The following is a 20,907-nucleotide window of genomic DNA, read 5'->3' on the forward strand; positions in this document are numbered from 1 at the left end:
GCGCGCCGGAGTTCCGGTAGGTGCGCTGGAATTTCAGAGAGATTTTTTTACTAGTATTTTAAAACCATACACGATGTCATCTGTAACGTCTTCCGCCGCGTCGTTGCCGCAAGGCTTCATTCCCGTCATGCTTACTCCTTTCCGGGAAACCGGTGAAGTGGATTATGAAGGATTAAAAGCACTGACGGACCTGTACCTCGAAGCGGGGGCTGCGGGACTGTTTGCCAACTGTCTTTCAAGCGAAATGTACGAGCTTTCGGTGGAAGAACGGCTGAAAGTAACCCGCACGGTCGTGGAACATACAGCGGGACGAGTGCCTGTTGTAGCTACGGGCACCTTCGGAGGGCCTATCCCGGAGCAGGCTCAGTTCGTTAAACGTATATATGACACCGGTGTACAGGCGGTGATTGTAATTACCGGATTGCTGGCAGATGAGGGTGAGTCGGACGAAATATTTATCCAGCGGGCGAAGGAGCTGATCAGCCTTACAGCCGAGGTTCCGCTCGGTTTTTATGAATGCCCGGTCCCGTACAAGAGATTGATCAGTAGCGAAGTCCTTGCGGAACTGCTTCCTTCGAACCGCATTATTTATCATAAAGATACCTGCCTGGATATTGAAGAAGTCGTTCGCAGAATTAAAGTGGCCGAAGGTTATCGTTTCGGGCTTTACGATGCTTACATGGTGAATGCGACGGCGTCACTCAAAGCCGGCGCTGCCGGGCTCTCATGCATTCAGGGAAACATTTATCCTGAACTGATCGTCTGGATTTGCAAAAATTACAACAATGCAGGGCGACAAGAAGATGTAAAAGCGCTGCAAGCGTTCTTCGTCGAGTCGATGGATATTGTGCACTCGGCCTACCCGATCATTGCGAAATATTGTCTGCAAAAGAGAGGTTTCCCCATTTCGACCTACACGCGCCGCGATGTGGGGGAACTGACAATGGACTTGCAGGAACGTGCCGACCAGCTATTGGACGAAGTGGACCGGATACAGGTTGCCCTCGGAATTCCGAGTGTATTTAAAAAGACTCTTGAAGCACCGTTGAAATAACCCAATCGGATCAAACTCTAAATTTTGAGCTATGACTTTTCCTAACCAGCAAATTTTGGATCGGGTAACCGAGGGGGACGAAGCGGCATTTACGCAGCTCCGTTCGTACTTCCATGTCGCTGCATTTAAATTTTGTACCGTTCTCCTGAAAGACGAAGCAGAGGCGGAGAATGTCATCAATTCCGTTTTCAGCAAAATCTGGAACGAGCGGCTTGACTTACGGACCGAGGGAAATTTCCAGTCTTACCTGTTCAGCAGCCTCAAAGATCAGGTCTTCGGGGAGATGCGAAAATACAGTGATCCGACCGCACGCAAACAATATCTCGATCGTATACAGTCCTTTCGCGCGAGCTAATGCTCTTTATAATAGCGTAATATTAGTATTACACTATTTAATAGTATTTTTTAATCATTTTGCCCATTGCACAGGATGGATTATTAAAAAAATTTCTTTTAAATTGAGCAATGGCAGCCAACCTAAACCCTGCCGGCATTGATTTAAAATGAAACCGCATTTCCATAAGGTCCCTATCCCCTCGAGGACTTCGTTCAGCATCCGTCATGACAAAGACTCAGGCTTCGGCACGGTTTGGCATTACCATCCCGAGTTGGAGCTCCACTATCTGGTCAAGGGAAAAGGGGTAAGGTTCATCGGGGATAACATCAGCAACTTTTCCGACGGGGAGCTGATTTTGTTGGGTGAAAATCTGCCGCACACGTGGCGGGTGGAAGAGGGCGCGAGTAACACAGCGGTGGAGGTGATTATCATTCACTTTTTGCCTAATTGCCTGGGTAGTGAACTGCTTCTGCTCCCGGAAGCCTACCAGATCCCGAAATTATACGAGCGCGCCAAGAGGGGCCTGTTGATACGCGGCGAAGCCAGAGAGAAGGTGATTCGACTGATGCATTCCGCCGTGGATGCGGAAAATCTTGACCGGCTGATCGCATTGCTATCGATCCTGAAAATCCTGGCGGAGGCAAGTGAATATGAGACGATCGCCTCGGCACACGCATTCTATAAGTCCAACGACGCCGAAACGCTGCGGTTGAACAAAATTTACGCTTACACGCTTTCCAATTACCGCAACGACATTTCTTTGCAGGATGTAGCGTCGATCGCCAACCTGGGTATTACTTCTTTTTGCAGGTATTTTAAATTGATGACCAAGAAAACCTACAACGATTTTCTGGTGGAGATCAGGATTAGCCAGGCTTGCCGGTTCCTGATCGAAGATAAAATGGCAACGGAGGTGATCTGTTTCGAGTGCGGCTTCAACAATGTTTCCAACTTTTACCGGCATTTCAAGAAGGTTACCGATATGACCCCCCTGGAATACAAGCGGAAATATCTTTACAAAGCCGCACCCGAAATGGTCTGATCATTTGTCGTGATTCTTCATCCATTCGTCCATCGAGAAACGTCCGGAGCCTATGACGGAGAACGTTACTACGAGAATGAGTGTGATCATCGAAAGCCACAGCTCGGAGTTGAGATAGGAAAAACCGAGCCGGATATTAACGAAGAACACGGCGGTAAGCAGGATCGGTATCTGAATGATGGATGCGATTCTGGTCAGGCATCCCATTGCGATAAGGAATCCGCCAAAAATGTGCGCAAAAGCTACATAGTGAACGGCTGTGACGGTGTATAAATGAAAGTCGAGGCCGGTAACCAGATGAGACAACTTGGTGGTATCGCTGATGAAGCTGATACCTTTAGCAAACAAAAATACTCCCAAAGCAATACGAACTATGTCCATCCATGCCGGATGGTGTGTATCGCCCCAATGCTCGATTCGATCCATCATGTTCATAACTTCTCAAATTTTGGTTTCAAGAAAGTTACAGGTTTGAATGGACTATGTCAAGAGGAAATGGTTTTTTTCCAAGCCCCTTGGGAGCTAAAAATCAATGTTTTTCGATCAGAGAAGTGTGTTTGGTGTCCTTCATTCGGACGTAGACGATCAGTGACACGAAAATGCAGATGGTCACATACCAGTAGTACCATGTTTCGTGTCCGAGATTTTTGGCCCACAGTGCAAGGTACTCGGCTGTTCCGCCGAAAACCGCCACGGCAATCGAATAGGGTAGTCCTACGCCCAGCGCACGTACTTCCACGGGGAAGAGCTCGGCTTTCACTACCGCATTAATGGAAGTATAGCCGCTTACAATGATCAACGCGGCCATCAGCAGTCCAAATGCCGGCCACATTTGGGTAGTATGACTCAGCGTGGCAAGCAGCGGGTAGGTAAAAATCGTTCCCAAAACCCCGAAACCAATCAATAACGGCCGACGGCCAATGCGGTCACTGAGGGCCCCGAAAACGGGCTGTAATGCGGCAAAGATGAAGAGCGAACAAAAGGTGAGTATCGTCGACTGGTATTTCGTAAGCCCTACCGTGTTGACCAGGAACTTCTGCATGTAAGTCGTGTAGGTGTAAAAGGCCAACGTACCGCCCGAAGTAAGGCCTATTACTACCAGAATGGCCTTCGGATGCTTCATCAGCTCTTTTAGCGAGCCTTCCTTTTTTGCTTTTAAGTCTTTGGATTGAAAAGCTTCGGTTTCATTCAGATGTGTGCGGAGGTACAATGCTACCAACGATAGCAATGCCCCGATCACGAACGGAATGCGCCAGCCCCAGTCGTGCATTTGCTGGTCGGTGAGGAAGATATTTTGTAAAATGAGTTGCAAACCTAATGCAATGAGCTGCCCGCCGATAAGCGTCACATATTGAAAACTGGAAAAGAAGCCGCGTTTCTCTTCGGTGGCTACTTCGCTGAGGTACGTGGCGGAAGTGCCGTATTCGCCGCCGACGCTGAGTCCTTGCAATAATCGGGCGACCAGCAGCAACAATGGCGCAGCAATGCCAATACTGTTATAACCCGGCAGGAATGCGATCAGGAGCGAACCGAGCGACATCAGCAGTACCGACACTGTCATTGCTACCTTACGTCCGCGGTTATCAGCCAGTTTTCCAAACACGAAACCACCGATCGGGCGCATTAAGAAACCTACGGCGAAAATGCCCGCGGTATTGATGAGCTGGACCGTCGGGTTTGAATCGGGAAAGAATGTATTGGCAAAATAGAGGGAGAATGCGGAGTAAGCGTACCAGTCGTACCATTCGACGAGGTTACCGGCCGATCCGCCGATAATGGCTTTAAGGCGCCAGCCTGTATCGTCTTTGTGTAAAGTTTGCTCCATAAATCGGGATAGGTTTTCCCAATTTACTTAAATAAAGTGCAAATCCATGCGGCCGCGTGCTCTACCAGGCGCGTGTGGCCGCTTTTTAGTTCAATATATTGGTTTTCGGGAAGCAGCTCCGCCAGCTTCTTTACTGCTTTTGGTTTCAGCAAACTATCATAAACGCCCGCAAAAAGGTAAATCGTTACCTGATTCGCATTCGCCGTTTTGACCAATGCGGAAATATCAAACCGCAGATCCCGGAATGCGACCCAGGAGCGGTAAATTGTCTGTCTTTTTTCGGGTGTATTTAAAACCTGCTGCGTAAACCTTACCAGGCTTTTACTCGCCAGTTTCAACGTCCTCGCCACGCGAACGCCGGGAAAAAACACACCGGGATGCCGCATCAGCCACCCATAAATCCATCGCGCAGGCAGAACGCGTGTCGCGAGCGCATACATAGGATGCTCGGACACGCCATCGGGCGCGATCAGGAAGGCATGGTCGATTTTTTCAGGAAATGCTTCCAGCGTGGCCAGCGCAAAGCGCCCGCCAATGCTGAAACCGGTAATGTCGAAGCGGGAAATGTTGTTTTGATTGAGGAAATGGGCGACGCTGTTTTTCCAATCGGCTTTTGAAATGACTTCAAATGCGGCGTCGCTATGCTGGCCGTGAAAGGGAAGGTCGAATGCGTAGATGGTATAATGCGTACCGAGCGTTTTCTCGATGGCCGCAAAGCACCCGGTGCCATCTTGTCCGATGCCGTGGAATGCAAGGAGCACATTCGGGCCGGAGCCTAGTTTCTGAAATGGAAGATTTTTGGAATGATGATCATTCATAGGCTTCCCGGCGATGTTTTACTGCCGACACTTCTACAATTCTGATTTGATCCTCAATGCAGTAGAGTATCCTATAATTTCCGACCCGAACCCGATAAGTATTTTTTGTAGTGACCAACTTTTTACAACCCGTCGGTCTCGGATCGTTGGCCAGTAGGCGAATGGCCGGGACTATTTTTTTGATTTCCTGCGCGGGAAGCTTTTTGACATCTTTCTGTGCCGAACTATTAATGATGACTTCATAAACCTCATTCATCAAATTTGCCTTCGGCTTTTAATTGTTGCACAAACTCTTCGAAGGAAATTGATTCTTCATTTCTCCTTTCTTCGACTAAGAGAGCGTCCAGAATATCCTCGACTATCTGACCGTGTTTTTTCAGATCGATAATCACTTCGGTTTTATGTCCCTGTGCGTCGGTATTGTATCTGACCCCTGTCATAGCGCAATTAAGTTTGATAGGAATATTAAATTTAAGCTAAAACAAAAAGACCTCCAAACGCCGTACTCATTGAAGCAGCCGTTTGAGAGGTCTTTTAGATTAATCTTATGCTTCCATCAAATAGGCCTTGATGAACCCATTAATATCGCCATTCAGTACCGCTTCGGTATTCGAAGTCTGGTAATCGGTGCGGTGGTCTTTTACGCGGCGGTCGTCGAGGACGTAGCTGCGGATTTGCGAGCCCCATTCGATTTTACGTTTCGAAGCTTCCACTTCGGCCCGTGCCGAGTTGCGCTTTTCGAGCTCGATCTGATAGAGGCGCGATTTCAGCAAGCGGATCGCTACCTCTTTGTTCATCAGCTGCGAACGTTCCTGCTGGCACGCGATAATGATGCCCGAAGGCTTGTGGTGCAAACGTACCGCGGTTTCTACCTTGTTTACGTTTTGCCCACCGGCACCGCCTGATCGGTAAGTGTCCCAGGTGATGTCGGCTGGATTCACTTCGATCTCGATGTTGTCGTCCGCGAGCGGGTACACATACACAGAGGTGAAGGAAGTATGCCGGCGCGCATTCGAGTCGAATGGCGAAATGCGGACGAGGCGGTGCACGCCGTTCTCCGATTTCAGGTTGCCGTAGGCATATTCACCGTCGATTTCGAGGGTCACGGATTTCACTCCGGCCACATCGCCATCCTGCAAATCCACCTGGCGCACCTTGTAACCATTTTTCTCCGCCCACATGATGTACATCCGCATGAGCATCGACGCCCAGTCTTGCGACTCGGTACCACCCGCTCCCGCGTTGATCTCGATCACGGCCGGGAGTTCATCGCCCTCTTCGCCCATCATTTTCCTGAACTCGATTTCGTCCAGCTTGTCGGCGAGTTTTTTGCCTTCTTCGTCCACCTCTTCTTCGGTGGCTTCGTCGGCCTCATAAAATTCCCAGATCGTGTCCAGGTCGTCGCGCAGGCGCGCGAGTTCCTCGTATCCGTTGGTCCAGAATTTCAATCCGCGGATTTCCTTCATGACCTTTTCCGCGCGGGTTGAGTCGTTCCAGAATTCCGGCTGAACAGTCTGCTGTTCAAGTTGTCCTAGCTGTTGTTTCCGGTTAGCGTAGTCAAAGATACCTCCCCAAAGCCTCTACACGGGCTTTCAAGTCTTTCAATTGCTCTGCAGTCATTGAATTTTTTGAATTTAAGTTAAAAAAATGCTTCGCTGTTTGGGCTCAGGCTTTGACGGTTGTGGTCAAGTCTAGTCATGGGTTGTCATGATTTGTCAGGTGTGGTCATTTGTTGTGACTATTTCCTGCTTGAATCACCGCAAGCCGTTGCCTATTGTTTTGATGTAGTTGTTAAGTTTAATGGATAACAACTCACAAAGTTGCTTCAATTCTGTGAATTTTTCCTTAGAAATCAGATTCCTGTTTAATGCTTTGGGAAGCCAGGTTACTGTTTCCCTTAAAGAACCCCTAGAATAGTAGCAGAAGTTCAGATTCTCTTTATAGTGGTATCTTCCAACGCCCCCGGCGATGTTGGCAGCGATAGAATCGGCAGCCCGGATCAGTTGTTTGCTAAATGCATCTTTCACAAAATAGCTCCAATCGTCTACTATTCGCCATATTTCGTCGCCAATCACCATTGCCAGCTGGTATACTTGCAGTTCTTCCGGTTTCATCATGCAGCCCGTTTGTTACCAAATTGATACGCCAGAATCTCCCTTTGGTAACAACTTGTAATAACCTTATCAGCTTCACAACAAATGACTTCCTGACTACACTTGACCACACCTGACCATTTTCTAACCCACTTGACTAATTCCCGACCACACCTGACAACATCTGACCAGGCCTGACTAATTCCTGACCAATTTCTGACGATAATTATTACCTTTGCGTCAAAATTTTGTCAACCCATTTCGTACAATAAAAATACCGGAAAATGGCTCAAACATATGATGTGATTGTAATTGGTAGCGGCCCCGGGGGTTATCCCGCAGCCATTCGTGCTTCCCAATTAGGACTTAAAGTTGCTATTGTTGAAAAAGAAAGTTTAGGAGGGATTTGCCTTAACTGGGGTTGTATTCCAACAAAAGCGCTGCTGAAAAGTGCTCAGGTTTTCGAGTACATCAAGCACGCAAAGGATTATGGTATCAATGTAAGCGACTCATCGGCTGATTTCGGAGCGGTAATCAAACGCAGCCGCGGCGTGGCCGATACGATGAGCAAAGGGGTGTCGTTCCTGATGAAAAAGAACAAGATCGACGTCATCATGGGCACCGGCAAAGTGAAAGGCCAGAAAACGGTAGAAGTCACTGACAAAGACGGCAAAAAGACCGATTATAGCGCTTCAAAAGGGGTCATTATCGCAACAGGTGCACGCGCACGCGAGTTGCCGAACATCAAGCTCGACGGACAGAAGATCATCGAATACCGCAAGGCGATGAGCCTCGAAAAGCAGCCGGCTTCCATGCTGGTAATCGGTTCAGGCGCGATCGGAATGGAGTTTGCTTACGTTTATAACTCAATGGGAACCAAGGTTACCGTAGTGGAATTCCTCCCGAATCTGGTTCCGGTTGAAGACGAGGAGATTTCAAAAGAAATCGCGAAGCAATACAAAAAGATCGGCATCGAAACTTTGGTAAACTCTTCGGTGGAGAAAGTGGATACAAGCGGGAAAGGCTGCAAAGTGTCTGTTAAGACTCCGGATGGCGAGAAAACTTTCGAAGTAGACGTAGTGCTTTCAGCGGCTGGTATCGTTGCAAATATCGAAAACATTGGTCTGGAAGAAACCGGTATTAAAACCGACAAAGGTAAAATCGTGGTTAACGAATGGTACGAAACCAGCGTTCCAGGCTTCTACGCGATTGGCGATTGCACACCTGGCCAGGCATTGGCACACGTGGCAACTGCAGAAGGTATTATCTGCGCGGAAAAAATCGCAGGTCACAAAACCGAAGCACTCGATTACGGCAACATCCCTGGATGTACTTACTGCCAGCCTGAAATCGCATCGGTAGGTTTCACCGAGAAAAAAGCGAAAGAAGCAGGTTACGATATCAAAGTGGGTAAATTCCCATTCAAAGCGTCTGGTAAGGCGGTGGGAGCGGGCGTTACCGACGGTTTCGTAAAAGTAATCTTCGACGCAAAATATGGCGAGTTCCTCGGAGCCCACATGATCGGCGCGAACGTAACCGAAATGATCGCAGAAGTAGTAGTAGCCCGCAAGCTCGAAACTACATCGCACGAGATCATGCGTTCCGTACACCCGCACCCAACCATGTCGGAGGCGTTGAAAGGCGCAACCGAGGCGGCTTACGGCGAAGCAATTGATTTGTAAGATTGTAAGACTTCGGCCGTCGGCTTTCGACTGTCGGTATATTGATTATGGCAATGCCCGGGAGTTTTCTCGGGCATTGTTTATTTTTACTCAAAATACTGCTCAACTTCCTATGTCTGCGAATACATTAACCAAGCAACATTCCGAGAATCTGGAAGCATTCATTCGCTTGAATGGTGTTGCAGACAAGCTATATCGTTCGAATCCCAGAAACAGAAACAAGCATTCGATGGACATTAGCAGCGAGGACGTTTTGCAACTTTTGAAAAGTTTTAACCAGCATCAGGTCCGATACCTTTTGGTAGGAGGCATGGCCGGGGTCGTTCACGGCCATATCCGCACCACATTGGATATGGATTTGTGGATCGGAAATACCTACGGAAATACGGAAGCATTTGTTCGTGCCTTACTTGAAAATGATGTCGTAGGTGCTGAGCTTTTAAGAACAATGCCGCTTATTTTCGGCTGGACGTCCGTGCGTTTCGGAAAATCAGGTTTCGAACTGGATTTGGGACATGCTTTGAGAGCTTTCGCCGAGACCGATTTTGATGCATGCTATGAAAGGGCACTGTTGGCCGATTACAACGGGGTGCCCTTTCGAGTGCTCCATTTACGCGATTTAATAGCAGAAAAGAAAGCCGCCGCAAGACACAAGGATCTCGGGGATGTCGAAGAATTACAACGTATTTGGGAAGAATTGAACAACGACAACCCGTAGTCGGCGGCGGTATGGATTGCCGTTGTTCGAAAAAAGTCTGAAAGCCGAAGTTCTACTTCACCTTCTGTCTACGTTGCATTGCCTCCCGCCAGGTCGTCAAAATAATCCCTTCCTTCTCAATATACTTCCGCAATTCTGGGTCGATCATGGCCAGGAAATCCCCTTCGCGTGTCGGCCACGAGTCGGAAATGTGGGGGAAGACTTCGGTGTGGATGGTGCAATGCATGATCACCATCGTGAGGCCGGGTTTCAATTTACCGATCGCTTCAATGTATTTGGCGGTTTTGTATTTCTGTAACGCTTTTTCGGATTTGTCGCCATTTTCCGGGCCTTTCCAGCCATAGCTGCTGTTTTCAAGGTCGTCGAGCACGGGCAATCCTGCTGCCCAGAGTTGTTTGCCCACTTTTTGCGTCATTTCGAAGCGTTCTGCAATCATTTTCTCCTCGCCCCGAATAGCCGTGTTATGTCCGCCAGGGAACATCACTGGAATCTTCTCCTGCATTCCTACCTTTAAATACCTTTCCAAAAACTCGGGCGTCGCGAAGAGCGTACCCATATGCGAGTCGAGGTGGGTAGGTTCAAAGCCCATCGTACGTGCGCGTTCGAGCTGGGCGCGGATTTCGGTTTCAACTTCATCGGGAGAAGCATTTTTGACAACCTCCGCAACGCCGCGCCATAATGCACCTTCCGGGTCGGTAAGTCCTTTCACCTGGTTCTTGCCCGCCAGCGGTCCCCAGCGATAGTCTTTCCATTCCGATGTCATGGTCAAATGCAGGCCGGCATCAATGTCTTTATTCTCTTTCCAATAATGTACAAAACCCGGCACCCAGCCGCAGGGCATCATAACGCTCAGTGAGTTGGCGACGCCCTCACGAATAGCTTTGATGGCGCCCTGATTGGATTCATAAGACATTCCCACGTCGTCGACATGGATAATCAGGACTTTTTTGCCTTTGGGGTAGCCGAGTTTTTCAGCGTAAGTTTGTTCGGTCGTTTGGGCAACTGAATGCAGACTGGGGAGAATGGCTAGCAGGAATAGTAGTTTTTTCATAAAATAATCTGTTACTGGATGGAGCTGGAAGTCTGACGATTATACACGGCGAATGCGATTTTGGACTATCAGCTGGCTACTCACAGTCTACTTATAAAACAAAACACCTTGGCCGTAATAACTACTATTGGAGGAAGAGAGCGACCGGAACACCATCTTGTAGTTTCCATGCATGAGCGCGAGTGAGTCCTGCGGCACGTCCGCAGCGTGATTACCGAATGCTATTTGCAACGCCTTCACACGGTCTGCGACATTCCAGGCGGTTATTTTCTTTTTATTTCGATATACTGTCCATGTCTTTCCACCCTGCTCAATTTTTACTTCCACTTGTCCGTCGCCGATTTGCCTGTCCTCGCTGGCATCGATAAACAGCGCGTGCTCGAATCCGGTAATCGACATGCCGGCAGCATTTTTGGCAAATTGGGATGAGTGGTTGGTGTATTTTTCGGATTCCAGCTGTTTGTCAGAGACGACAAACTTGTTCAATGTTGTTTCCATCGCAGCGTAATAACGGTAGTCGCCTTTGTCCTTTTCTTTAAATCCTGCAAAATAGGGTTCCAGCCCCGACAACTCCCTTGTCCTGAAAAAACTGATAATGGAAATGAGTTGCGCCTGGTCTGCCTTGCTAACTGTCTTTTGCCGGGTGATCTGGTTGTTTGCATCCAGAACCTTATTTCTTGCCAATATCTCTTCAAACTGTTTCAACTGGCTGTTTTTAGAAACGGCAAATATGTTCCACGGCCCGATCGGCAGCAGGAAACATAAAATGGAAAGTGTAATGGGAATCCAGCGGATATCATCGCGCTTGCCGGAGAGGAAATACAGGGTAATACCGGCCAGCCAGAATGCGAGCACAGCCACAACATATCGGTTTTCAGTAATACCATAATCGCCGATGCGCCTGAGTATGCCCGTAAAGAGCAGGACAATAAGCGGCAAAAGTGCCAGATAATACCTCCGGCTGAATATAGCGACCCAACGTTCCTGCATGTTTTGGCGAAGCGGATGTAAAAGCAACAACGCCAAAATCCCTGCGCCCGAAAATGCCATTACGAGGTAGGCGACCTGGCCCTGCGGTAGCTGCCATTGTAAGATGATTTTAGCCAAATAAATGTAGAGAATGACCAGGTACACGACTTCCAGGGGCAATAGAACATACTGCGTGAATATTTTCAGGCCATTCGGGTAATCCGTCAGCGTTTCGGTGGGTTTTGGAATTTTGCTGAGGAAAAACACGGTATGAAAGAAGCAGGCCACGACCATAAACAAATCCGCCTCTATGGCAAATGAATACTCAATTCTGAAAAGGTATTTGACGGTTTGCACGGCAATGAGCAAGCCGACGAAAAGGGTACCCGAATACAAAGTCGCATTAAGGAATTGGAGAAAAAGCGTTTTGTTGAATTGCCAGAAACCTTCTTTATCATCGGTTCCAATAAACGGCAAATAGGAAACGAGCAGATGCGCGCCAGCCAGTAGGATAAAGAACTGATACGTTTCGCTAAACCCCGGATCAGGGTTCATTAGCCAATAATAAATTGCCAACGCGACGATCATCACGACAACCATGGCAGGGCCGGTATATGATTTCCATGAACGTCGTTCGCAGGAAAGCCGTATAGCCAGGGCTATCGGCAGCGCTAATGTAGCTACGTACGACAGGCGCAGCAACTCATTTTTAATATTCTGCTCGTCATAGGGAATTTCAGTAAGCCAGATGAAAATAATAGTCTTGGCGAGGGCGATCAGCGTGACCCATTTGTAGCGGATAACAGTGTCCGCGAGGAGGTCGCCTAATGTTTTTAAAGAAGGGAGTTTGATCATGGCAAGGCAAACTGTTGGAATAGTGTATGTAAATCAACAAACTTTTTCTCAAAATTATGATGATTCCGGTTACACAATACCCCCTTGCTTTTCGCGTTATTTGCCAACATTTTAACGCATCCCCTGACATCCCTGCATGACTAACTCGCGCAACCTGTTAACCTGTCTGCTACTGTGCCTGATTATTCCCGCACAAGCCCAGCACTTTTCTCTAAGTCGCCTTTTTTATCCGAATCTGACGCTCAAAGCGGATTACAATGTGCCTTCGAGCCTCGACGGGACGCGGGATTACGGCGTTTCGAGGACAGGATTTTTCGGGATTATTCCCTTGCGGAGTGAGGTGCAGCTGGGTTATAGTCTGCGGAAAAAATTTGATTTGAGGGCTGTGCACACGGTTGCCATCGCTCAGTATACCCAAATTCAGCCCACTTTCGATGGTAAGAATGATCCATCCAACGGTTATAAAACGTTATCGCTTGGTGTGATCCGCTTGCAGGCGAGCATCAAGGACCGGCTGTGGGTGTATGGCGGCGGGTTGGGCATGACGGAAAGCAATGAGACGTTTTTTAGCCCACAGCCATTCTTCTGGGGCGGCGCGGCGAGAATGCACATCCTCGGGCTTCGCACGCAGTTTATGTACGGATCGGTATTGGCTTACAACCAGAAGCTGCGGTTCATTCCGGTATTTGGAATAAACAAGGGACTAGGGAAAGACTGGCGCGTGTCTGCATTGTTGCCGTTTATGGTAAATGCGAACTACAAAGCGACCAAGTGGTTCAACGTGGATTTCCTGGCGGGATTGAGCGGTTATAGCGGCGGGTTCCAGGTGCAAACGCCGGAAGAAAAGGCGTTACGCCGCGAAAATTACCGTCAGATTAAAACCGGCATAGCCGCCAATGCGCACTTGTTTTCGGTGCTGAATGTGTCGGTGGAAGCCGGGGTGACCACATTCCGGCAGCTACGCACATTTAATAGTGCCCGCGAAAACCTTAGCTCGTACACGCCCGCGACGACGCCTTACATAGGTGCGAGTGTACGCTACATCACGAGCCGGTCGCGATTGTCGTCCAAATTTATGCGAAGAATGAGCCTCGGAGAGGGTGGTATTAACTGGTAGCTACAGTTTTTGCGCTTCCGATTTCAACAATGCTTTGTCAATAGGTACCACGCCCACCATTTCACATACCAGCCCGCCGCCGAGGTTTGAGATGGCAGCGACGCTTTTCGGCGGAAGGCCCAATGCCACGCAGCATGCGGCAATGCTGATCACCGTATCGCCCGCGCCGGAAACGTCGGCTATCTGACGGATATGGGCAGGTAATTTGTGCGTTTCGTCGTTGAGATCAATGAAAACGCCTCTTTCCGATAATGTGATCAATGCGCCCTTGGCTTGGAGCGTATCTTTCAAATGCTGTACAGTCGCTTTCAGCTCGTCGAGGTTATCCACATTGAAGTCCACTTTTAAACCTTCGCGGAGTTCTTTCAGGTTTGGTTTAAAAAGTGTGACGTGGTTATAGGCTAGGAAATTGCGCTTTTTGGGGTCTACGACGGTTGGTACATTATGCTCGTTGGCGAATGCGGTGATTTCGGCGATGGATTCGGGTGTGAGTACGCCTTTGTCGTAATCTTCAAAAATAATCACCTGGCAGGACGGGATTAATTCCTTGGCCTTCGCTACCAGTCTTTCAGTCTCTGATTTGGAAACCGGCTTGTCGGTTTCGGTATCGATGCGCACTACCTGCTGAGAGCCGGCAATAATTCGCTCCTTAATAGTGGTAATGCGGTAGTCGCTGCGGATCAGGCCTTCGCAGTTCAAACCTTTTTCTTTCAGGCTGTTTTCGAGTAAGTCGCCGGGAGCATCGGTGCCGATCACAGAGCAGATAATGGCTTCCGCACCCAACGATTGTACATTCAGCAACACATTGCCTGCGCCGCCCAGCCGGTATTCTCTTTTTTGAACGTTGACCACCGGCACGGGTGCTTCCGGGGATATTCTATCAACTTTTCCCCAAACATAGGAATCGAGCATTACGTCGCCGATTACCAGTACACGAAGGGTATCAAATGCTTCAAAAACCTGATCGATAGTCATGTAGTTATGTGCTAAAATTGCCAGCAAACCTGTGGTAAAAAATCAGACCTTGGCAACAAAATGCAGGCTGGCAACCTGAAATCTTTTATTGAGATAAAGCCGGTGCGCGTCCGTCCGGGCGGCATTGACGCCGGAATCGAGATGGATTTCGTTGAATCCTTCCTTCCGGGCATATGTTGCGATCCAATCGAGCAGCATACCTGCATAACCCTTGCCGCGCTGCGTCGGCAAAGTCGAAAGATCGTCGATGTAGATATATTTTCCACGAAAAAGATTGTAACCGGTTTCAAAAACGGCTACTGCGGCGGCATCGGGGCTGCCGTCTTCAATGAAAATGATTTGCCGGTTGTCGGCGAGGGTTTGCTTAACGGCGTCGGTATAAATGTCGTCGGTCAGCAATGGCCGCAGCGCCTGGATGGCGCCACGGCATTTGAGGATATCTGCGTCGGTCTGGACGGTTTCGATCGTCATAGTCCTTTGTTATGTCCTACGATGGTCAGATTGTTCAGGTTATGGCCCATTTTATCACGTTTGGTGAGCAGATATTTCTCGTTGTACGGATTGGCAGGAATTTCAATGCCTATAGAATCCACGATTTCGAGACCATAGCCGATCAGCCCGGCGCGTTTCTTTGGATTATTTGTAATGAGCTTGATTTTGGTGAGTTCGAGGTCACGCAAAATCTGCGCACCCACGCCATAATCGCGGTCGTCCATCGGGAAGCCCAATTCGAGGTTAGCTTCCACGGTATCGCGGCCCATTTCCTGTAATTTATAGGCTCTCAGTTTATTCAAAAGACCGATTCCACGGCCTTCCTGGTTCATATAAACGATTACACCTTTGCCGGCCTGGTCCACCATTTCCATGGCGGCGTGGAGCTGGGGGCCGCAGTCGCAACGGCAGGAGCCGAAAATGTCTCCCGTCACACACGACGAGTGTACGCGTACAAGCACGGGCTCGTCCTTTTCCCAGGTTCCTTTCACCAAAGCAAGGTGCAGGTCGCCCGTATTGATCTGGCGGTAGGCGATCAGGTCGAAATGGCCCCATTTGGTAGGCATATCCACGCCGATCTCGCGTTTGATCAGCGATTCTTCGCGGAGGCGGTATTCGATCAGGTCTTTAATGCTGACGAGTTTCAGATTGAAGCGATTAGCGATTTCGCGCAGCTGAGGCAGGCGCGCCATCGAACCATCTTCATTCAGGATTTCCACCAAAACGCCTGCCGGCGACAAGCCTGCCAGGCGCGGAAAGTCGATCGCAGCTTCGGTATGGCCGGTGCGGCGAAGCACACCGCCTCTTTTGGCTTTCAATGGGAAAATATGGCCGGGGCGTCCGAGATCCGTAGGCTTGGTGTCCTTGCTGACGAGCGCCTGGATGGTTTTGGAGCGGTCGCTGGCTGAAATACCGGTAGTACAACCATGCCCGAGCAGGTCTACGGAAACAGTAAATGCCGTTTCGTGCAGGGCGGTGTTGTTGCCCACCATCATTTCCAGTTCAAGTTCGGCGCAGCGCTCTTCGGTAATCGGCACGCAAATGAGCCCGCGGCCCTCCCTTGCCATAAAATTGACTATTTCCGGCGTTACCAGCTCGGCAGCGCAGATAAAATCACCTTCATTTTCACGGTCCTCGTCATCGACTACGATGATAAGCTCCCCTCTTTTGATTGCTTCGATGGCATCTTCGATGGAGTCCAGCGCAATCGGGTTTGTATTGTTACTCATTAATCGGGTTAATGAAAAAATAGTTTTAAACTAAAACTCGTTTTTACTCTGCAAAGGTACGTTGATAATGTCGAAAGTTCTATTTTTGAACGTCCGTTACAGATTGAACAAAGGATTTGCATGATCCGTTTCACTGGGGCAATCCGACGTCAGCATACCTCGCGGAACCTACTTTACTCACTATGAAACACAGGCTACTGATCATATTTCTGTTAGGCATTTTTTCGCTTGTTCACCAAGAAGTTTCAGGTCAGAGCTTTTGCAGTACTACCGGGGCGTTTACGGTTACGCCCGAGGTCGGTTGCGCGCCCATGGAGGTCACGATTACCAGTCAGATGACCAATGCGGAAAGCGTGACCTATTCCTACAATTTTGACCGGAATAGTACAAGCCCGCCCAAGGAGGCCGACCGCTCCTACGATTTAACCCACACTTACAATGTGCCAGGCACCTATACGATCCTCCAATATGGCAGTATCAAAGACGTAGGCGGGTTCAGTTTGTGTAAAGATGTGACCGTGAAAGAAACCCGCGGTCCCAAAGCAGAACTAATTAGTTGCCCCAACGGAAAGGTGCGGGTTACACTCGGGAATGATGCCATCACGAAGGCCTATGATATGGTGATCATTAACTGGGGCGACGGCAAGACGCAGAATGTTAATCCTAAAACCAATACCACCCCATATTTCGAGCACACCTATGACCCTGGCAGTCTCCCGGCCATTACACTGAAAGGCTCTTACACCAGTACCTTGTGCAATGCGGAAGCCAACACTACTACTTTGACGGCCGGTGCACCGCAGTCGCTCGCCAGTATCCGTATCAGAAGCGTGGAAATGCCGGCAGACGGGAATGCGAAAATCATTTATGACGGAATGGAAGGCATCGAAACCAAGGTTTACATTGCCAAGGGAAACGGAGATTTCATTTTTACCAACAAAAGCGGCCAAACCGGCGGCTCTCAGTCGGTATCAGTGCCGCTGCTGGACCCTAAGGTGGTTTACCGGTTTCAGCTCTGGTCGACGGACATTTGCGGAAACGTCGTTCAAAGCCCCATAGTGAGCAGCATTGCGATCAAGCAAGGCGGACTATCGCTCGATGAAATCATTTCCCTCGAATGGGAGAACGAGCCTAATACCAAAGGACTGGTCGAATACCAGCTGAAACGGAACGGCGCGGTGATTTTCTCGGACCCCCTCAAACGTTCCTATGAAGACACGGATGTTAAATGCGGTAATACTTATCAATATGATGTTGTAGCAATTATCGAAAACGACGTTCGCTCCTATTCAGCGCCTATCAGTCTGGAACCTAAAACTTCGGCGCCGGGCGATATCACCAATGCCTTGGTGACGGTCAAGGACGAAAACACGATCAGCACCAAAGTGGAGCTTTCCGGCGAAGGGCTAACCAGCGAATACAACCTGATTGTAGAGCGCGCATTACTGGGCACCTCCAACTTCGAACTGGTTTCGCCTGCGAATAATCAAAGCTTGCAATGGGATGATACGAACGTGAGTACCTCGCAAAATTCCTATTGCTACCGTTTCCAGTACGAGAATGCTTGTAAAATGAAGTCTCCGTCATTTAGCACGCCGGTTTGCTCCATTCTGCTGACAACAAACACGCCGGATATTGTCTGGAATCCCGAAGCGCCGTTCATCAGTACCGTTGAAACCTATACCCTGCAACAAGTTGACAAAAGCGGGAACGTGGTCAATGAAACGCCCAAAGGCCTTTCTACCAACCATACCCTGGATCTCGCATCCCAATCCGATTTCGGTTATCGGATCGAAGCCAAATCGTCCGATGGTAATTTTGTGAGTTTATCCAATCTGCTGAATTTCCGAAGTGAGGCCATTCTGCTGGTTCCGGACGCATTTACACCGAACGGGGACGCCTACAACGAGCGTTTCGAAGTCAAGGCTTATTTTGTTAAAGATTTTAAAATGTCTGTTTTCAGCCGCTGGGGCGAAGTAGTTTACCATTCCAACGACATCGCCGAGGGCTGGGACGGGAATATCAAAACCGGCAAAGCTCCGGGTGGTTACTATCTGTACAAGATCGAAGCGACCAATGCTTCCGGCCAGACGGTCGTCAAAAATGGGAGCTTTCTCCTAATAAGATAGTATTTTTCCAAGACTGTGTTTCCTGGGATAATACTTTTTTAATATCCCCGTTTAATAGGTACGCATTATTGCCACCCCTAAATAGCTTATTTTTGCTATTGCGTTTTTGAATTCGTTATGATTCCGGAAACTTATTGTTCTATCTATCGTCTTTGAAAAAAGTCAGGGTTAAATATGCCACACTTATGAGAATAACACTACTATCCTTCTCTTTATTTTTTCTGTTACTTTCAACGCTTACTTCGTACGGACAGGGGTTGTGTGACCTTGGGGGAGGTAATTTTGAGCTTGACAAGTACGAAGGATGCGCACCTCTGACGGTTAAGATTACCAATAACCTTACTAATTACAACCTGGTAGGTTATTATGCGCTGTACGACGGCAAGGAAACCAATCCGAGTATCCGGGAGGTCTCTACATATACATATCAATTGCCCGGGACATTTATTATGTTACAGGTGGCTGGTATTCCATCCGGACGGGGATATGCTTGTAAAACCGTGAAAGTGAGTGAAACGCGTCCCATTGGTGCCATTTACTCCTCTTGCGGAGGCGGCAAGATTTTTCTGGAACTCACCAACGATGTTATTCTGGCGGCTTACGACCAGGTTGAAATAAAGTGGGGCGACGGAGAGACTGCCACATGGCAGAAAGGAAACGCACTGAAATTTGTACATGAATATAAAAGTGTCGCCACCAGTCCGACTGTGACGATTACCGGTTTGTACGCCGCAGGAAAGGCTTGTGACAAAGGCAGGGTTTACAGTTTCCCAGTTACCTTCGAGCGCCCTCAGTTTAATGAGATCCAGACAACTGCGGTTGAAATGCGGAATGACGGCACGATACGGCTTACTTACAGAGGTGTGACGGGTGTTCGCACCAATATTCAATACAGCACCAACGGTACCTCTTACGTTACCTCCGGTACGCGCTCCTCTGGCGGTACCCAGCCCTACGACATCAAAGGGCTTAATAAAGACCAGAGTTACAAGGTAAGGCTTTCATCAGAAGACCTTTGTGCCGGCAGTACCGAAACAGAACCTATCAGTACGATGACGATATCTGGCAACAGTACCGATGGTTCCAACAACCTGAAATGGAGCCAGTATCCCGATGCGGCACAATTTGATGGTTACGATCTCCTCCGCGATGGAACGGTTATCAAGAGCTTTACGGCAATCGGGGAAACCAGCTACACCGATAACGATGTAGAGTGCGGAACATTTGCGGAATATCAGGTGGTTGCTAAATTGAAGACAGCCACTTCTACTTCCGCGGCGATTGGGATTAAAGTCGAGACAGGCAGCGCGAAACCACTCAGCGGAGGATCCGTTTCGGTTTTGGACAAAAGCAGTGTGGCTATCAAGGCAGAGGTGCCCGGCGCGGGCCCCAACACTTCGTTCGAACTATCGATCGAGCGGGCGGAAGCAGGCAGCACATTGTTCAAGAAAATCATCACACTCTATAACCAGAGCGATTACATTGACAATGCGGCCAATACGGATGAGCGATCTTATTGCTACCGTATGAGTTATGAAAATTCCTGTGGCCAGAAGGTGCCCCCGTCTGAGCCGATTTGTACGATCCTTTTGAGTAAAAAACTTACAACCCTCAACTGGACCAGCGATAGTCCGATTTTGGGCGGTTTTGAGGACTATACAGTCGTTCAGACAGGCTCGGGAGGGGCCTCCGAGGACATTCCGATGCAAAAGAATACGAGTTATACCGTGAAGCTGAACAACCAGAGTGCCCTGGAATATAATTTTCTGGTCAAGGCCGTTTCGCTGGATGGGAATTTTGAGAGTTTATCGAATATTATCAACTACCGCCGCAATGCAGGCGTTTTTGTACCCGACGCATTTACCCCGAACGGCGACGGCTATAATGATATCCTGGAAGCGAAATCGGAGCAATTGCAGTCATTTAATATGTCGGTCATGAACCGATGGGGAGTGGTCGTTTTCCACTCCGATGATATTACCAAAGGCTGGGATGGAACTTTCGAAGGAACCAATGCGCCTGTGGGATATTACTACTACAAGATGACTTTCGTCGACGACATCAATCAAACTGTTGAAAAAAGCGGTACTTTTATGCTTTTACGGTAAGGAACTATTTCCGTAAAATAAGTTTTCTCAAGTTTTAAACTTAATAAGTACAGCTATGTTTGGAAATATGGCGGACATGATGGGCCTCATGGGCAAAATGAAGGACCTTCAGTCGCGTATGAAAGAAGCACAGGAACAACTGGTTTACATTACCGAAACTGCCGAATCGGGTGGGGGAATGGTGAAGGCTACCGTCGATGGGAAAAGAAAGCTGCTTAGCCTGGATATCGATAAGGACATTATTAACGCCGACGATAAGGAAATGCTCCAAGATCTCATTGTAGCAGCAGTTAACAAAGCCAATGAGAATATCGAATCCAAAATTCAACAACATCTGCAAAAGGTAACGGATGGAGTGCTCCCCAATATTCCAGGGTTGGATTTGGGCAGCTTTATGAAATAACCGAATACCG

General features: G+C 48.7%; 21 protein-coding genes. 9 read left to right on the forward strand and 12 right to left on the reverse strand.

Translation table 11 applies throughout. The features are described 5' to 3' along the window. Positions 1–73 precede the first annotated feature (73 nt). The 3 genes from AC2YIT_RS22230 to AC2YIT_RS22240 all read left to right on the forward strand — a co-directional run bounded on the left by AC2YIT_RS22230 (position 74) and on the right by AC2YIT_RS22240 (position 2,433). On the forward strand, positions 74–1,054 hold the full coding sequence (locus tag AC2YIT_RS22230) for a dihydrodipicolinate synthase family protein (RefSeq protein ID WP_430843828.1): 981 nt from the start codon (positions 74–76) through the stop codon (positions 1,052–1,054). A 31-nt stretch (positions 1,055–1,085) separates the two neighbouring features. Beyond that, positions 1,086–1,409: an RNA polymerase sigma factor gene (locus AC2YIT_RS22235; protein ID WP_487280640.1), complete on the forward strand. Its 324-nt coding sequence runs from the start codon at positions 1,086–1,088 to the stop codon at positions 1,407–1,409. Between the two features lie 148 nt (positions 1,410–1,557). Further along, the gene (locus AC2YIT_RS22240; protein ID WP_430843830.1) at positions 1,558–2,433 is read left to right on the forward strand and encodes an AraC family transcriptional regulator; all 876 of its coding nucleotides are present in this window, start codon (positions 1,558–1,560) and stop codon (positions 2,431–2,433) included. On the opposite strand, the gene AC2YIT_RS22245 is transcribed toward AC2YIT_RS22240, so the two are convergent. The 7 genes from AC2YIT_RS22245 to AC2YIT_RS22275 all read right to left on the reverse strand — a co-directional run bounded on the left by AC2YIT_RS22245 (position 2,434) and on the right by AC2YIT_RS22275 (position 7,193). Continuing rightward, the gene (locus tag AC2YIT_RS22245) at positions 2,434–2,868 is read right to left on the reverse strand and encodes a DoxX family protein (protein WP_430843831.1); all 435 of its coding nucleotides are present in this window, start codon (positions 2,866–2,868) and stop codon (positions 2,434–2,436) included. Positions 2,869–2,962: 94 nt separating this feature from the next. Continuing rightward, positions 2,963–4,258, reverse strand: coding sequence for an MFS transporter (locus tag AC2YIT_RS22250; protein ID WP_487280641.1), 1,296 nt, complete (start codon positions 4,256–4,258; stop codon positions 2,963–2,965). Positions 4,259–4,281: 23 nt separating this feature from the next. After that, positions 4,282–5,076 (reverse strand): alpha/beta fold hydrolase, encoded by a 795-nt coding sequence (locus AC2YIT_RS22255; protein ID WP_430843833.1) that lies wholly within the window; start codon positions 5,074–5,076, stop codon positions 4,282–4,284. Beyond that, on the reverse strand, positions 5,069–5,332 hold the full coding sequence (locus tag AC2YIT_RS22260) for a type II toxin-antitoxin system RelE family toxin (RefSeq protein WP_430845343.1): 264 nt from the start codon (positions 5,330–5,332) through the stop codon (positions 5,069–5,071). Before AC2YIT_RS22260 ends, AC2YIT_RS22255 begins: the two co-directional genes overlap by 8 nt. Beyond that, positions 5,325–5,516, reverse strand: a complete 192-nt coding sequence (locus tag AC2YIT_RS22265) for a hypothetical protein (RefSeq protein WP_430843834.1) — start codon at positions 5,514–5,516, stop codon at positions 5,325–5,327. Before AC2YIT_RS22265 ends, AC2YIT_RS22260 begins: the two co-directional genes overlap by 8 nt. 105 nt (positions 5,517–5,621) lie before the next feature. Then, a protein-coding gene (prfB, locus tag AC2YIT_RS22270) for a peptide chain release factor 2 (RefSeq protein ID WP_430843835.1) occupies positions 5,622–6,696 on the reverse strand; the annotation gives its coding sequence in 2 pieces (ribosomal slippage) (positions 5,622–6,635 and positions 6,637–6,696; 1,074 coding nt in all). 134 nt (positions 6,697–6,830) lie between these two features. After that, on the reverse strand, positions 6,831–7,193 hold the full coding sequence (locus AC2YIT_RS22275) for a four helix bundle protein (protein WP_430843836.1): 363 nt from the start codon (positions 7,191–7,193) through the stop codon (positions 6,831–6,833). A gap of 260 nt (positions 7,194–7,453) precedes the next feature. Here AC2YIT_RS22275 and lpdA point away from each other — a divergent pair, with 260 nt between their 5' ends. Beyond that, on the forward strand, positions 7,454–8,851 hold the full coding sequence (gene lpdA, locus AC2YIT_RS22280) for a dihydrolipoyl dehydrogenase (protein ID WP_430843837.1): 1,398 nt from the start codon (positions 7,454–7,456) through the stop codon (positions 8,849–8,851). A 112-nt stretch (positions 8,852–8,963) separates the two neighbouring features. Beyond that, the gene (locus AC2YIT_RS22285) at positions 8,964–9,569 is read left to right on the forward strand and encodes a hypothetical protein (protein ID WP_487280642.1); all 606 of its coding nucleotides are present in this window, start codon (positions 8,964–8,966) and stop codon (positions 9,567–9,569) included. Between the two features lie 52 nt (positions 9,570–9,621). On the opposite strand, the gene AC2YIT_RS22290 is transcribed toward AC2YIT_RS22285, so the two are convergent. Both AC2YIT_RS22290 and AC2YIT_RS22295 read right to left on the reverse strand, forming a co-directional pair. Beyond that, positions 9,622–10,620 (reverse strand): polysaccharide deacetylase family protein, encoded by a 999-nt coding sequence (locus tag AC2YIT_RS22290; protein WP_487280643.1) that lies wholly within the window; start codon positions 10,618–10,620, stop codon positions 9,622–9,624. Positions 10,621–10,707: 87 nt separating this feature from the next. Further along, positions 10,708–12,444: a DUF4153 domain-containing protein gene (locus AC2YIT_RS22295; RefSeq protein WP_487280644.1), complete on the reverse strand. Its 1,737-nt coding sequence runs from the start codon at positions 12,442–12,444 to the stop codon at positions 10,708–10,710. 136 nt (positions 12,445–12,580) lie between these two features. On the opposite strand from AC2YIT_RS22295, the gene AC2YIT_RS22300 reads away from it, so the two are divergent. After that, positions 12,581–13,561, forward strand: coding sequence for a hypothetical protein (locus AC2YIT_RS22300; protein ID WP_487280645.1), 981 nt, complete (start codon positions 12,581–12,583; stop codon positions 13,559–13,561). On the opposite strand, the gene AC2YIT_RS22305 is transcribed toward AC2YIT_RS22300, so the two are convergent. The 3 genes from AC2YIT_RS22305 to AC2YIT_RS22315 are packed head-to-tail and all read right to left on the reverse strand — an operon-like array spanning position 13,562 to position 16,257. Then, on the reverse strand, positions 13,562–14,536 hold the full coding sequence (locus AC2YIT_RS22305; protein WP_487280646.1) for a bifunctional heptose 7-phosphate kinase/heptose 1-phosphate adenyltransferase: 975 nt from the start codon (positions 14,534–14,536) through the stop codon (positions 13,562–13,564). Between the two features lie 42 nt (positions 14,537–14,578). Next, positions 14,579–15,007, reverse strand: coding sequence for a GNAT family N-acetyltransferase (locus AC2YIT_RS22310; RefSeq protein ID WP_487280647.1), 429 nt, complete (start codon positions 15,005–15,007; stop codon positions 14,579–14,581). Further along, positions 15,004–16,257, reverse strand: a complete 1,254-nt coding sequence (locus tag AC2YIT_RS22315; RefSeq protein WP_430843844.1) for a bifunctional 3,4-dihydroxy-2-butanone-4-phosphate synthase/GTP cyclohydrolase II — start codon at positions 16,255–16,257, stop codon at positions 15,004–15,006. The genes AC2YIT_RS22310 and AC2YIT_RS22315 overlap by 4 nt, the downstream gene beginning before the upstream one ends. Before the next feature lie 182 nt (positions 16,258–16,439). On the opposite strand from AC2YIT_RS22315, the gene AC2YIT_RS22320 reads away from it, so the two are divergent. From AC2YIT_RS22320 to AC2YIT_RS22330, 3 genes are all read left to right on the forward strand, one after another. Further along, a complete protein-coding gene (locus AC2YIT_RS22320; RefSeq protein ID WP_430843845.1) occupies positions 16,440–18,386 on the forward strand; it encodes a T9SS type B sorting domain-containing protein in 1,947 nt (648 codons plus the stop codon). A 185-nt stretch (positions 18,387–18,571) separates the two neighbouring features. Then, positions 18,572–20,494: a T9SS type B sorting domain-containing protein gene (locus AC2YIT_RS22325; RefSeq protein WP_487280648.1), complete on the forward strand. Its 1,923-nt coding sequence runs from the start codon at positions 18,572–18,574 to the stop codon at positions 20,492–20,494. Positions 20,495–20,549: 55 nt separating this feature from the next. After that, positions 20,550–20,897, forward strand: a complete 348-nt coding sequence (locus AC2YIT_RS22330) for a YbaB/EbfC family nucleoid-associated protein (protein WP_211302183.1) — start codon at positions 20,550–20,552, stop codon at positions 20,895–20,897. The last annotated feature ends 10 nt before the right edge of the window (positions 20,898–20,907 follow it).

It is taken from the genome of Dyadobacter sp. SRI_021, from assembly GCF_057586235.1.

What these genes read in the sequence shown, in the direction of transcription:
- AC2YIT_RS22230 (WP_430843828.1), top strand. Translation starts at nt 74, where the DNA reads ATGTCATCTGTAACGTCTTCCGCCGCGTCGTTGCCGCAAGGCTTCATT.
- AC2YIT_RS22235 (WP_487280640.1), top strand. Translation starts at nt 1,086, where the DNA reads ATGACTTTTCCTAACCAGCAAATTTTGGATCGGGTAACCGAGGGGGAC.
- AC2YIT_RS22240 (WP_430843830.1), top strand. Translation starts at nt 1,558, where the DNA reads ATGAAACCGCATTTCCATAAGGTCCCTATCCCCTCGAGGACTTCGTTC.
- AC2YIT_RS22245 (WP_430843831.1), bottom strand. Translation starts at nt 2,868, where the DNA reads ATGAACATGATGGATCGAATCGAGCATTGGGGCGATACACACCATCCG.
- AC2YIT_RS22250 (WP_487280641.1), bottom strand. Translation starts at nt 4,258, where the DNA reads ATGGAGCAAACTTTACACAAAGACGATACAGGCTGGCGCCTTAAAGCC.
- AC2YIT_RS22255 (WP_430843833.1), bottom strand. Translation starts at nt 5,076, where the DNA reads ATGAATGATCATCATTCCAAAAATCTTCCATTTCAGAAACTAGGCTCC.
- AC2YIT_RS22260 (WP_430845343.1), bottom strand. Translation starts at nt 5,332, where the DNA reads ATGAATGAGGTTTATGAAGTCATCATTAATAGTTCGGCACAGAAAGAT.
- AC2YIT_RS22265 (WP_430843834.1), bottom strand. Translation starts at nt 5,516, where the DNA reads ATGACAGGGGTCAGATACAATACCGACGCACAGGGACATAAAACCGAA.
- AC2YIT_RS22275 (WP_430843836.1), bottom strand. Translation starts at nt 7,193, where the DNA reads ATGATGAAACCGGAAGAACTGCAAGTATACCAGCTGGCAATGGTGATT.
- lpdA (WP_430843837.1), top strand. Translation starts at nt 7,454, where the DNA reads ATGGCTCAAACATATGATGTGATTGTAATTGGTAGCGGCCCCGGGGGT.
- AC2YIT_RS22285 (WP_487280642.1), top strand. Translation starts at nt 8,964, where the DNA reads ATGTCTGCGAATACATTAACCAAGCAACATTCCGAGAATCTGGAAGCA.
- AC2YIT_RS22290 (WP_487280643.1), bottom strand. Translation starts at nt 10,620, where the DNA reads ATGAAAAAACTACTATTCCTGCTAGCCATTCTCCCCAGTCTGCATTCA.
- AC2YIT_RS22295 (WP_487280644.1), bottom strand. Translation starts at nt 12,444, where the DNA reads ATGATCAAACTCCCTTCTTTAAAAACATTAGGCGACCTCCTCGCGGAC.
- AC2YIT_RS22300 (WP_487280645.1), top strand. Translation starts at nt 12,581, where the DNA reads ATGACTAACTCGCGCAACCTGTTAACCTGTCTGCTACTGTGCCTGATT.
- AC2YIT_RS22305 (WP_487280646.1), bottom strand. Translation starts at nt 14,536, where the DNA reads ATGACTATCGATCAGGTTTTTGAAGCATTTGATACCCTTCGTGTACTG.
- AC2YIT_RS22310 (WP_487280647.1), bottom strand. Translation starts at nt 15,007, where the DNA reads ATGACGATCGAAACCGTCCAGACCGACGCAGATATCCTCAAATGCCGT.
- AC2YIT_RS22315 (WP_430843844.1), bottom strand. Translation starts at nt 16,257, where the DNA reads ATGAGTAACAATACAAACCCGATTGCGCTGGACTCCATCGAAGATGCC.
- AC2YIT_RS22320 (WP_430843845.1), top strand. Translation starts at nt 16,440, where the DNA reads ATGAAACACAGGCTACTGATCATATTTCTGTTAGGCATTTTTTCGCTT.
- AC2YIT_RS22325 (WP_487280648.1), top strand. Translation starts at nt 18,572, where the DNA reads ATGAGAATAACACTACTATCCTTCTCTTTATTTTTTCTGTTACTTTCA.
- AC2YIT_RS22330 (WP_211302183.1), top strand. Translation starts at nt 20,550, where the DNA reads ATGTTTGGAAATATGGCGGACATGATGGGCCTCATGGGCAAAATGAAG.